General features: G+C 60.7%; 10 protein-coding genes. 6 read left to right on the top strand and 4 right to left on the bottom strand.

Features of this window, described 5'->3' with window-relative positions; genetic code table 11:
* The first annotated feature begins 45 nt into the window (after nt 1–45).
* Both GGD90_RS11305 and GGD90_RS11310 read left to right on the top strand, forming a co-directional pair.
* On the top strand, nt 46–927 hold the full coding sequence (locus tag GGD90_RS11305; protein ID WP_153116961.1) for a ThiF family adenylyltransferase: 882 nt from the start codon (nt 46–48) through the stop codon (nt 925–927).
* Complete coding sequence (locus GGD90_RS11310) at nt 927–2033, top strand: nitroreductase family protein (RefSeq protein ID WP_153116960.1); 1107 nt, start codon at nt 927–929, stop codon at nt 2031–2033. Before GGD90_RS11305 ends, GGD90_RS11310 begins: the two co-directional genes overlap by 1 nt.
* A 154-nt stretch (nt 2034–2187) precedes the next feature.
* On the opposite strand, the gene GGD90_RS11315 is transcribed toward GGD90_RS11310, so the two are convergent.
* The 3 genes from GGD90_RS11315 to GGD90_RS11325 all read right to left on the bottom strand — a co-directional run bounded on the left by GGD90_RS11315 (nt 2188) and on the right by GGD90_RS11325 (nt 5427).
* Complete coding sequence (locus GGD90_RS11315; protein WP_153116959.1) at nt 2188–3036, bottom strand: PEP-CTERM sorting domain-containing protein; 849 nt, start codon at nt 3034–3036, stop codon at nt 2188–2190.
* A gap of 181 nt (nt 3037–3217) precedes the next feature.
* Nucleotides 3218–4564, bottom strand: coding sequence for a DUF1302 family protein (locus GGD90_RS11320; RefSeq protein WP_153116958.1), 1347 nt, complete (start codon nt 4562–4564; stop codon nt 3218–3220).
* A 104-nt stretch (nt 4565–4668) separates the two neighbouring features.
* The gene (locus tag GGD90_RS11325) at nt 4669–5427 is read right to left on the bottom strand and encodes an ABC transporter ATP-binding protein (RefSeq protein ID WP_153116957.1); all 759 of its coding nucleotides are present in this window, start codon (nt 5425–5427) and stop codon (nt 4669–4671) included.
* A 198-nt stretch (nt 5428–5625) separates the two neighbouring features.
* On the opposite strand from GGD90_RS11325, the gene GGD90_RS18230 reads away from it, so the two are divergent.
* From GGD90_RS18230 to GGD90_RS11345, 4 genes are read left to right on the top strand one after another with little or no spacing between them, the layout of a single operon-like run.
* Nucleotides 5626–6279, top strand: coding sequence for an outer membrane lipoprotein-sorting protein (locus GGD90_RS18230; RefSeq protein ID WP_228273736.1), 654 nt, complete (start codon nt 5626–5628; stop codon nt 6277–6279).
* A gap of 37 nt (nt 6280–6316) precedes the next feature.
* Nucleotides 6317–7339, top strand: coding sequence for an SDR family oxidoreductase (locus tag GGD90_RS11335; protein ID WP_153116955.1), 1023 nt, complete (start codon nt 6317–6319; stop codon nt 7337–7339).
* Nucleotides 7340–7363: 24 nt separating this feature from the next.
* Nucleotides 7364–8383 carry a UDP-glucose 4-epimerase GalE gene (galE, locus tag GGD90_RS11340; RefSeq protein ID WP_153116954.1) on the top strand — a complete coding sequence of 340 codons (1020 nt, stop codon included), beginning with the start codon at nt 7364–7366 and terminating at the stop codon, nt 8381–8383.
* Nucleotides 8384–8414: 31 nt separating this feature from the next.
* Entirely contained in the window at nt 8415–9857 is a 1443-nt protein-coding gene (locus GGD90_RS11345) for a mannose-1-phosphate guanylyltransferase/mannose-6-phosphate isomerase (RefSeq protein ID WP_153116953.1), read from the top strand.
* A gap of 71 nt (nt 9858–9928) precedes the next feature.
* Here the strand turns inward: GGD90_RS11345 and GGD90_RS11350 are convergent, their stop codons facing one another.
* Nucleotides 9929–11557, bottom strand: coding sequence for a methyl-accepting chemotaxis protein (locus GGD90_RS11350; RefSeq protein ID WP_153116952.1), 1629 nt, complete (start codon nt 11555–11557; stop codon nt 9929–9931).
* Nucleotides 11558–11619 lie beyond the last annotated feature (62 nt).

The following is an 11619-nucleotide window of genomic DNA, read 5'->3' on the forward strand; positions in this document are numbered from 1 at the left end:
TGATGTGCATCATCATAATGCAATCGTCTGCAAGCGGAGTCCGTTATGGGAGAGTTTGACTACAGTGCCGCATTTTCGCGAAACATCGGCTGGGTTACCGAGGCAGAGCAGGCCGAATTGCGTAACTGCCGGATCGCGATTGGCGGAATGGGAGGCGTCGGTGGGGTTCATTTATTGACGCTGGCGCGTTTGGGCGTCGGCAAGTTCAACATCTCGGATTTTGATGTTTTTGACATCGTCAATTTCAATCGACAGGTGGGCGCATCCGTCAGCTCGCTCGGCCGCGCGAAAATGGAGGTGATGGCGGAACTGGTGCGTGACATCAATCCCGAGATCGAGTTGAACACTTTTCCGGACGGGGTCAATAAAGACAACATCGACGCTTTCCTCGACGGTGTTGATGTCTATGTCGATGGGCTCGATTTTTTTGCCTTTGATGCGCGTCGCCAGACCTTTGCGGCCTGCGAGGCGCGAGGCATTCCGGTGGTGACGGCTGCGCCGCTGGGCTTGGGGACGGCGCTGCTGGTCTTTGGTCCCGGCGGCATGTCTGCCGAGGATTACTTCGGTTTTGCCGGCTGCGACGAAATGGAAATGGCGGTCCGCTTTCTCGTCGGTCTGTCGCCAGCGATGTTGCAAAGAGGCTATGTAGCGGACATGACACGCGTCAATCTTGCGGAACGACGCGGCCCGTCGTGTATTGCTGCATGCCAGTTATGCGCGGGGGTTGCCGCGGTCGAGGTGCTGAAACTGGCCTTGCATCGGCCCGGCGTCAGGCTGGCTCCATGGGGTAGCCAGTTTGACGCCTATCGAATGCGCTACGTACGAACCTGGCGACCGGGTGGATATCGCAATCCAGTCCAGCGAATGATGCGTTTTCTGGTGCGCCAGCAACTCGGCAAAATGACACGGGCAAAAAGGGTGGCGTGATGGGCGAAAATCCTGACGGAGTTGCTGAAACGACATCTGCTGGAAGGGAACGGCTTCTCGGAATTCTCGATCTGGCGCGCTGGGCGCCGAGTGGTGACAACACGCAGCCATGGCGCTTCGAGATCATTTCCGACGACGTCCTTGTCGTGCATGGTCACGACACGCGAGACGAGGTGCTCTATGACTTTGACGGGCACGCCAGCCACATTGCGCATGGTGCATTGCTCGAAACGATGCGTATTGCGGCGAGTGCAGAAGGGCTGAGACTTGACTGGACACATACGGCCGATGCCGATGATCGCCATGTCAAGTACCGCGTGCAATTTGCGCCCTCGGCGGACATCAAGGTCGATCCTCTTTATCCATTTATCGAGAAGCGCGTCGTGCAGCGGCGACCAATGCGCACCACGCCGCTGACCGAGTCACAACTTTCAGCCTTGCTTGCCGCAGCGGGGGCAGAGTATTCCCTGCAGTTTTTCGAGTCTTTTTCTGCTCGTCGCGCCATCGCTGGCATTCTCTGGGATAACGCCTATATTCGCCTGACCTGCCCCGAGGCGTTTCCCGTTCATCAGCGGATCATCGAGTGGGGCGCGCGTTTCAGCAAGGACCGCATTCCCGAGCAGGCGGTAGGCGTTGATCCGCTGACCGCGAAGCTTATGCATTGGGTGATGCAGAGCTGGGAGCGGGTTTCCTTCTTTAATCGCTACCTGATGGGCACGATTTTGCCGAGGGTCCAACTCGATTATCTGCCCGCGCTGTCTTGTGCCGCTCATCTTCTGATCAAGCCGAAGGTGCCTCCCCGCCGGCTGGAAGACTGGATCAGTCTGGGGCAGACCGTACAGCGCGTGTGGCTGACCGCGACTCAGCAAAACCTGCATCTCCAGCCACAAATGACTCCGGTCATCTTTCGCTGGTACGCACGGGCTGGCCGGCAAATCTCGCGTGATCTTGCTTTTGTCGGCCTGTTGCAGGCGCTGGCCGCTCATTTCGAGCGTGTTTCAAATACCGCAAAGGATGAGTCTTTGGGTTTCTTTTGCCGGGTTGGAAGCTCAACCCCGCCCAAAGGGAGGTCTTTGCGCATGGACGTCAGCGACCTGACGCGATAAGGATGCGATAAGGACGCAAGAAGAAACAAGTGGACGTGGCAAGAAACAAGGGCTGAAGGCTGCACGGGATGTTTCCGTGACCGAAAATCCTGCGCTCAAAATGGAAAAGCCTCCATTACGGAGGCTTTTCCAGTCAAGCACTACGCTTCGAAAGTCAGGCGTTCTTGCGACGACGCGCAGCCAGACCAACGAGGGCCAAGCCGGCCAAAGCGAGGGTGCTGGGCTCCGGCACTTCCAGACGGTACTGGCCGTTATTGCTCACGTAGAAGCGGCCGGCAGTCGGATCATTTACGACTCCACCAGGGATGCCGGAATAGTCGAGAAGCTCGGAGGCGAGAATCGGGTTCAGTTGCCCGTTGGGGATGTAGTTCGCATTGGTCGTTGCGAAGCCGAATAGGAGACCGTCAGGAGCGCTTACGAGTGACGACAGATCTTTGGTCTTGGCGGCATCCTCAAAGAAGTAGCCTGCAGTCATGGACGTTGCTTTCGCAACGATCTGTACTTGGCCATTGGCGATCGGAGTGCCATCCGGATTTACCTGAAGTCCCCCGCCCGTGATCTCGAAGGTTGCAATCGGCGTTCCGGTGACGCCAAAGGTGCCGGCTGCAGTGCCCCACGCACCCAGTCCGAGCGAATAAAGCTCAAGGATACCGCCGCTAAAACTTGCGGAGCCACCGAACGTTCCATTTCCTGTCGCCTTGAACAACGAGGAGAGTTGCGCGGTTTGATTGTCGGCGTAATCAATCCCGAAGTCATGCGACTTCGAAGTCACGCCACCCCACTCGGTAAAGCTGAAAGCTGCCGGGTTGCCGGTGGTAGGCGTCGGGGTGATGCTGATCAGCGCGCCGCCCGTGATGTCCAGAAAGCTGATGATATTCGTTGCGCTACCCGCTCCGGCACCATCTTGGTCCAGATACCAATTTGTGAGGACAGCGTTCGCAGCAGTAGAAGCCGTCAGTCCAGCAACGACCGCAGCAGCGAGAATCGTCTTTTTGAGGTTCATTTTGGGCTCCGTGTTAGTTTGGAAGTAACCACGATTGCCTATTAGCAGTTAGTGTGCCATGTATTTAATTGCATGATTTTAAATGGCTTTTATATGTTTGTGGTAGGTCTGGTTGGTTCGGTGTAAAGATTTCCGACAAGCAAAGACGGCGATGCTTCAATGCACATCCTTTAGGAGTCGATCAGAAGCTGTAGCGCACTTCCGAATACACCCGGTCCTGCTGGTCGTAGCGGCCGAACATGCCGAGCGCCGGCCCCTTGAAGATGTCGGCGCCGAGGATCCAGCGCCAGTTGCGCTCGAAGTTCCAGGTCAGGCGCGGACGGAACAGCCAGTCGGTGCGGTTGAAACTGGAAATGATCAGCCCCTGTGCTTCCCAGTTGCTGAAGAACTTGCTGTTGAGCAGCAGGCTGTAGCCGTTCTCGTGCCGGTCGCTGATCAGATCGGTGTTGTAGTCGAAGAACTGGCGCTGGAAGAGCTGGACGTTGAAGCGTGTTTCCGCCGGCAGCGTGAAATCGAGGCCGGCGGCCCAGTCGAGGGTGTTTTGCCGCACGACGCCATCGGCGTCGGTGGCGCTCAGCACGGTGAAGCTGCGGCCGCGGGTGTAGACCGCTTCGCCTTTGAGGACGACATCGCCGAAGTCCTTGGCGACGGTGCCGCCAAACTGGTCGATACGGTCATGCCGCGCCTGGAAGGCGACGTTGCTGGCGTCGATGAATTCCCGGTAGAAGGTCGGGTTGATGTCGGTGCTGCGGTAGTAGAAGCCCGAGACATCCCAGCCATTCCTGAGCGTCGATAGGCGCAGCCCGTAGTTCATGTTGTCGGCATTCCGATCCGGGCGCAGTTCCTGACGGTAGTGGGCGGTAACGCCAGTGGGCACAGGCTGGTAGGAGTAGAACTCGGCGCCGGGCTTGCCGATGTTGTCGTAGCTGGCGACCGGAATCCACAGCGCTTCGGCGTGGAAGTCATCAGCAAAGTACTCGGCACGCGCAGCCCATTGCGGCGTGCGCAGTTGGTCGAATTCGGGCAGGATGAATTCGCGCTGGTCGCGGGCAGAAACGACGTCGGCGAAAAACAGGCCGACCATTTCACCCCAGACGACGTGCTGACGACCGAGGCGGAAATCCCAGTCGCCGCGGCTGATGTCGATATAGTTTTCGCGCAACTCGACGCTTGAGCGCTGGTTGCGTTCGACCTCGGCCGGATAGAAATCATTGATGTGGTAAACCGCGTCGTAGTCGACGCGTGCGCCGAGCTTCCACTTGATGCCGTCGCCGAGGCTGCCTTGCGTGCTCAGGTCGGCGCGGGTGCGCGCCTTCGACCAGTGCGTTGGCGTCGCCGTCGTACGGGCGAGCTCGAACTGCAGGAAGCCCTTGATGCCGGAACCGCTACCGCTTGCGGGTTTGGACTCCGCCAGGGGCAGGTCGTCGCCGAAAAGCGAGTCGCGGCCATCGGCGGCGTATGCGCCCAGGCTGATGGAGAGCGCTGCGATGAGTGTCAGGCGAGGGAGCTTCTTGGCGGCTTTGGGCATGGCGTTGGTCCGTGGGCAGCGGGGCGATGGCGGCGATGGTTTCAGCGGTAGTGATTCGCTCGGGAAATGTCGGGTTCTGAGCACGGCGTGATGGGGGCGTCGACCTATTCGGCGTTGTCCGGAAGGTTGTCGTCGGGGTAATCAACGCGCGCCAGACGCCAGTTGTTGTCAACGTCGCGAATGCCGAAAGCCCGTATGCGTCCGTCCTCAAACTGGACCAGACGGTCGGCGTGATCGATGACCTTCTGATCGTGCGTCGAAAAGATGAAGGTTGTCCCCAGTCGCTGATTGATTTTCTTCATCAGGCGCAGGATTTCGCGGCCGGTGCGTTTATCGAGGTTGGCGGTCGGCTCGTCGGCGAGGACGATCGCCGGCTTGATCGCCAGCGCGCGGGCGATGGCGACGCGCTGGCGCTGACCACCGCTCAACTGGTTGGGCCGGTTGTTGGAGTATCTGGCGAGGCCAACGATGTCAAGGAAGTAGGCGACGCGCTGCTTGCGCTCTTCGGCGGAAACGTCCTTGCGCCGCAACAACGGGTATTCGACGTTTTCAGCGGCAGAAAGTACCGGCAGCAGGTTGAAGGTCTGGAAGATGAAGCCGATCGAGTGCGCACGCAGATCGGCCAGTTCATTGGCCGATTTGTCGGCAACGCTTTCATCGTTGATGTAGATGCTGCCGCTGCTCGGACGGTCGATGCAGCCCATCAGGTTGAGCATCGTCGTCTTGCCGCTGCCCGAAGGGCCGGAAATGGCGAGGAAAACGCCGGGCTCGATGGCCAGTGTTATATCATTGAGCGCCCGAACGGTCTGCTCGCCCAGCAGATAGTCCTTGCAGACATGCTCCATGCGGACGACGCTTTTCATTGCTGGCGGTCTTTATGAGTGAGACAGATCATATTGGATATTTGCAAGGAGCAATCGATGTCGAGATTTGGCGAAAATCGTCTGCGTTCGCGGGCTCCTGTCGTCTTTTCCTGCATTTTTTTCCTGCTCACCGCGCCCTCTGCTTTTGCCCAGGAAACCAGTTCTGGGCAGGCTGACGAGGCATATGCGCGCAGTATAGTGGAAAAGGCAGACCAGGTTCGTTTCCCCTCCGAGGGCTTCCAGGTCGATATCAGCATCAATACGCAGCAGAGCGATCGCCAGGCCGAATCGCGCAAGTACCGGGTGCTCTCCAAGGGCAACGAGAATACCGTGGTCATGGTCACCGAGCCGGCTTCCGAGCGCGGTCAGATCATCCTGATGAAGGGACGCGATCTCTGGGTCTTCATGCCGGAAGTGTCGCAACCCGTGCGCATTTCGCTGGCGCAGCGCCTGACCGGGCAGGTGGCCAATGGCGATCTGGCACGTGCCAATTTCGCCGGTGACTACAACCCCAGGGTATTGCACAGCGAAACCATCGCCGGTGAGACCTACGTCGTGCTCGAACTCTCTGCGGTTGATCGTTCGGTGACCTACCAGAAGGTTGTCTACTGGGTGAATCAGAAGACGGCGTGGCCCCTGAAAGCCGAGTTTTATTCGCTGTCCAACCGCTTGCTGAAAAAGTGTTCATACGAGCGTTTTCAGACGCTCGCCGGGAAACAGCGGCCGACCCGGCTGGTGATGGAAGACGCGCTGCGCAGCGGCGAGAAGTCGGTTCTCGAATACAGCGAAATGAAGCTGCGCGAGTTGCCGGACAAGATTTTTACCAAGGATTATCTGAAGAAACTTGATTGAAGCCAGTCTTTAGCCTTGCTTCAACAAAACAGCGCCAATGTCCCGATACGAAACCCTGCAAGAATCCCTGCGCGCCGCGCCAAAAACTTGGCTGATTACCGGTGTTGCCGGCTTCATCGGCAGCAACCTGCTCGAAACCCTGCTCAAGCTCGACCAGCGCGTCGTCGGCCTCGACAACTTCGCCACGGGGCACCAGCGCAATCTCGATGAGGTGAAGACGCTGGTCAGTCCCGCGCAGTGGGCCGGATTCCGCTTCATCGAAGGCGATATCCGTGTGCCGGACGACTGCCGGATGGCGTGTGCCGGTGTTGATTACGCCCTGCATCAGGCGGCGCTCGGTTCGGTGCCGCGTTCGCTCGACAATCCGCTGGCGACCAACGCCACCAATATCGACGGCTTTCTCAACATGCTCGTCGCCGCGCGCGATGCCGGCGTGCAGAGCTTTACCTACGCTGCCAGCAGTTCGACCTACGGCGATCACCCCGGGCTGCCCAAAGTGGAAGACGTCATCGGCAAGCCCTTGTCACCCTACGCCGTCACCAAATACGTGAACGAGCTCTACGCCGACGTTTTCGCCCGCTGCTACGGCTTTACCACGATCGGCTTGCGCTACTTCAACGTCTTCGGTCCGCGGCAGGATCCTGCTGGCGCTTACGCGGCGGTGATCCCGAAGTGGACCGCCGCGATGATCAGGGGAGAGGACGTGTTCATCAACGGCGACGGCGAAACGAGCCGCGACTTCTGCTTCGTCGACAACGCCGTGCAGGCCAATCTGCTCGCTGCCGTGGCTGGCGTCGAGGCACGCAATCAGGTTTACAACGTCGCCGTCGGCGGCCGCACCGGGCTGAAGCAGCTGTTCACATACTTGCAACAGTCGCTCGCCGATAATGGCATCCGCTACGACAGCCCAGCCTGTTTTCGCAATTTCCGCGCCGGCGACGTCCGCCACTCGCAGGCAGACATCGGCAAGGCGCAGCGTCTGCTCGGTTATTCGCCGCGTTTCGATATCGAGGCGGGAATCCGCAGTGCGATGCCCTGGTACATCCGTTTCCTCAAGTAACATTTTCCGGCGCAGCGATCGGCAATGAATTCCACCATTCTCATCACCGGCGGCGCCGGTTACATCGGTTCGCACACCTGCATCGAGTTGCTCGCTGCCGGCTTCGATCTGGTGGTGATCGACAACTTCTCCAACAGCAAGCCTGCTGTGCTCGGCCGCGTTGAAGAGATCAGCGGCCGCAAACTGCCTTTTTTTGAGGCCGATGTGCGTGATCGCGCCGCCTTGCGCGCGGTGTTCGGCCAGTACGCAATCGGCGCCGTCATCCATTTTGCCGGTCTCAAGGCCGTCGGCGAATCGGTTGCGCAGCCGCTGCGCTATTACGACAACAACGTCTGCGGTAGTGTCGCGCTGTTCGAGGTGATGGCCGAGTTCGGCGTGAAGACGCTGGTCTTTTCCTCGTCGGCGACGGTCTATGGCGATCCGCACAGCGTGCCGATCTGCGAGGATTTCCCGCTCTCGGCAACCAATCCCTACGGTCGTTCCAAGCTGATGATCGAAGAGGTGTTGCGCGACACGGCGCATGCCGACGACAGCTGGCGTATCGCGCTGCTGCGTTACTTCAATCCGGTCGGCGCGCACGTTTCCGGGCTGATCGGCGAAGACCCCAACGGCATTCCGAACAACCTGATGCCGTACATCAGCCAGGTGGCGGTCGGCCTGCGCGAGCAACTGTCGGTGTTTGGCGGCGACTACCCGACTCCTGATGGTACCGGCGTTCGTGACTACATCCACGTCGTCGACCTCGCCCGCGGCCATGTCGCGGCCTTGCAAGCGCTGTTGCAGCGCGCCGGCGTGCTGACGGTCAATCTCGGCACCGGTCAGGGCTACAGCGTGCTGCAGGTGGTGCAGGCGTTCGAGCGCGCCAGCGGTCGCGCGGTACCATACCGCATTGTCGAGCGTCGGCCGGGCGACATCGCCCAGTGTTACGCCGATCCAGCGCAGGCCAGGGGACTGCTCGGCTGGCAGGCCGAACGCGGCATCGAAGAGATGTGCCGCGACGCCTGGCGCTGGCAGCAATGGGCGGCGGCGAATCTGGCGGAATGAAGCGAGTATGTAAACCAATGGAGAGCAGTCCGTGTTGATCCAGCCCGTAGTCCTGTCTGGCGGTTCCGGAACGCGCCTGTGGCCCTTGTCGCGTGAGAAATACCCGAAACAACTCCTGTCTTTTGTTGGCGACGATTCGCTGCTGCAGGCGACGGTGCGCCGTGTTGACGGACTGGCCGGCGCGACGCTCGCCGATCCGCTCGTTGTCTGCAACGAGGAGTACCGCTTCGTCATCGCCGAGCAGCTGCGCCTGATGGGCAAGCGCGGCGGCATCGTGCTTGAGCCGGTCGGCCGCAATACCGCGCCGGCGCTGACGCTGGCGGCACTCGCCGCGACGCGCGATGGCGCCGACCCGGTCCTGCTGGTGATGCCGGCCGACCACGTCATCGCCGACACCGCCGCCTTCCAGGCGGTCGTTCGCCACGGCGCAGCCCTTGCCGCAGAGGGCGCCGTCGTCACCTTCGGCATCACCCCCGACGCGCCGGAGACCGGTTACGGCTACATCCAGAGCGGCGCGGTGGTCGACGCCGACGGCGCTTGCCGCATCGCGCGTTTTGTCGAAAAGCCCGACCGCGCGACGGCACAGACCTACCTCGACGCCGGTAACTACCTGTGGAATAGCGGCCTGTTTGTCATGCGTGCCTCGGTCTGGCTGGCCGCGATCGAGCTTTGCCGGCCCGACATTCTCGCTGGCTGCCGTCTGGCCTGGAGCGAAGGGCAGGCCGATGGCGATTTCCTGCGCGTCGGCAAGGCAGCCTTTGTCGCCTGCCCGGCCGACTCGATCGACTATGCGGTGATGGAGCGCCTCACTGGTGGAAATGCGCAATTGCCCTCCGGCGTCGTCATTCCGCTGGCCGCCGGCTGGTCTGATGTCGGCGCCTGGGATGCGCTCTGGCAGGTCTTGCCGAAGGATGTCGACGGCAACGTCGCCAAGGGCGACGTGCTGCTGCACGACTGCCACGACACGCTGGCGCTGGCCGATTCGCGGCTGATCGCCTGCGTCGGCGTCGATGATCTCGTCGTCGTCGAAACGCCGGATGCGGTTCTTGTCGCGCACAAGAGCCGCACGCAGGAGGTGAAGAAGATCGTCGACACGCTGAAAGCGCAGCAGCGTCCGGAGGGGCAACTGCACCGCAAGGTTTTCCGGCCCTGGGGCTGGTACGACAGCGTCGACAACGGCGAGCGCTTCCAGGTCAAGCGCATTGGCGTCAAGCCGGGTAGCTGCCTGTCGCTGCAGATGCACCACCATCGCGCCGAGCACTGGATCGTCGTGCGCGGTACGGCGAAGGTGACGCGCGGCGAAGACAGCTATCTCGTTTCCGAGAACGAATCGACCTTCATCCCGCTCGGGCAGCGCCATCGGCTGGAAAACCCTGGCCGCGTGATGCTGGAGATGATCGAGGTGCAGTCGGGTTCCTATCTCGGTGAGGACGATATCGTCCGCTTCGAGGACGTCTACGGCCGGCACGAATAAGCCGGCGCCCGCGCGAGAAGCCTGATCGGCGCTGACTCCGCCTGCCCGAATGCAGGCGGAGGTGTGCAAGCCTAAACCTTGAAGCGCCCGATCTGCGACTTCAGTCCCTGCGCCGTCTGTTCCAGATTACCCGCCGTTTCCGAGGTGCCGCGAATCGTCGCGGTGGTTTCCTCGACCATCTGCGCAATCTGTTCGACGCGTTGCGCGATGCTGGTGCTGGCGGCGCTCTGTTCGCGCGTGGCATCGGACATTTCGCCGATTCGCTCGAGCGTCCGGCTCGAACTCAGTTCGATTGCCTTCAGCGATTCCGCCGCCGATTCGGCCAGTTGCACGCCGTGCTCGACTTCCGGCAAGGTGGCGTTCATGGCGTCTACGGCGCCGACCGTGTCGCTCTGGATGCCGACAATCATCTGCTCGATTTCGATCGTCGCCGCCGAGGTGCTCTCGGCCAGCTTGCGCACTTCGTCGGCGACGACGGCAAAGCCGCGCCCCATTTCGCCGGCACGCGCGGCCTCGATCGCTGCGTTCAGCGCCAGCAGATTGGTCTGCGCGGCGATTCCCTTGATCACGTTGGCGATCGAAGAGACCTCGTTGGCGCGCTCTTCCAGCGCATGAATCCGCTGTGAAGCGTCGGCGACGGTTGTGGCGATCTTCTGGATGGCGCCTTTCGCCTGTTCGACGCGCTGGCTGCCTTCCGCGGCGAGCGTCATCGATTCCTGCGAGTCCTTGCGCGTATCCTGCGCGCGGTCGGAAATGTGGCTGGAGCTGACCGTCAGCTCCTCGATGGCGGCAGCCATTGATGTCGTGGCGTCGGTCTGGTGTTCGGCGGCAGTCGCTACCTCGCGCGAGGCGTGGCCGATCTGTTCGGCGTTGAGCACAACGCTGTTGGCACCGGCATTGATTTCGCGGACCAGACTCCTGAGCGCTGTCACCATCGAACCGAGCGCGTAGAGCAGGCTGCCGGGTTTCGGGGTGCCGACCGAGGCGGTGAGATCGCCATCGGCGACCTGCTGCATCACCGCCGCTGCCGCCGAGGGTTCGCCACCCAGTTGCCGCGCAATGCTCGAACTGACCAGCCAGCCAAAGACGCTGAGAATGAAGAGCAGAACGAGTGAAATGCCGCCGAGCAGCATGGCGCTTTTGCGGAACTCACGTTCGACGTCGTCGATATAGATGCCGGTACCCACCACCCAGCCCCACGGAGCAAAGATGTTGGCGTAGGAAATCTTGGGTTCGGCGGTTTCCTGACCGGGGCGGGCGAAATGGTAGTCAACAAAGCCGCCGCCCTTTTGCGCCGTATTGACGATCAATTCGATCAGCGGCTTGCCGTTGGCGTCTTTCATGTCCTTGAAGACCTTGCCTTCCATCGCCGGCTTTGGCGGCATCAGGACGTAGGCGTAATTGGTGTCGAGGACGAAGTAGTAGTCTTTCGTGTCGTAACGCAATTCGCGCAGTGCTTCGCGCGCAGCTGTCTTGGCGTCTTCTTCCGACAGCTTGCCGTCAAGCTGAAGCTTGTGTTGGTGGGCGAGGATTCCGAGGGCGACCTCGACGAGATTCTGCGTTTTCTGCTTGCGGTCTTCGAGCATGCTCGCCTTGAGCTGGAAGAGCGCGGTAAAACAGAGGATCAGCAAGCCCAGCAGGGTCAGGCCGATCATGATCTGCAAACGGGTGGATACGCGCCACGACGACAGACTTTTCATTACCAGGCTCCCTTGGGAATCGAAATCCTTGTTTTATTAACGGTATTGGCGGCTAAAGCTTG

Origin of the sequence: Rhodocyclus tenuis (genome assembly GCF_014197755.1) — a bacterium.
GTDB classification, from domain to species: domain Bacteria; phylum Pseudomonadota; class Gammaproteobacteria; order Burkholderiales; family Rhodocyclaceae; genus Rhodocyclus; species Rhodocyclus tenuis.

What these genes read in the sequence shown, in the direction of transcription:
- GGD90_RS11305 (WP_153116961.1), top strand. Translation starts at nt 46, where the DNA reads ATGGGAGAGTTTGACTACAGTGCCGCATTTTCGCGAAACATCGGCTGG.
- GGD90_RS11310 (WP_153116960.1), top strand. Translation starts at nt 927, where the DNA reads ATGGGCGAAAATCCTGACGGAGTTGCTGAAACGACATCTGCTGGAAGG.
- GGD90_RS11315 (WP_153116959.1), bottom strand. Translation starts at nt 3,036, where the DNA reads ATGAACCTCAAAAAGACGATTCTCGCTGCTGCGGTCGTTGCTGGACTG.
- GGD90_RS11320 (WP_153116958.1), bottom strand. Translation starts at nt 4,564, where the DNA reads ATGCCCAAAGCCGCCAAGAAGCTCCCTCGCCTGACACTCATCGCAGCG.
- GGD90_RS11325 (WP_153116957.1), bottom strand. Translation starts at nt 5,427, where the DNA reads ATGAAAAGCGTCGTCCGCATGGAGCATGTCTGCAAGGACTATCTGCTG.
- GGD90_RS11335 (WP_153116955.1), top strand. Translation starts at nt 6,317, where the DNA reads ATGTCCCGATACGAAACCCTGCAAGAATCCCTGCGCGCCGCGCCAAAA.
- galE (WP_153116954.1), top strand. Translation starts at nt 7,364, where the DNA reads ATGAATTCCACCATTCTCATCACCGGCGGCGCCGGTTACATCGGTTCG.
- GGD90_RS11350 (WP_153116952.1), bottom strand. Translation starts at nt 11,557, where the DNA reads ATGAAAAGTCTGTCGTCGTGGCGCGTATCCACCCGTTTGCAGATCATG.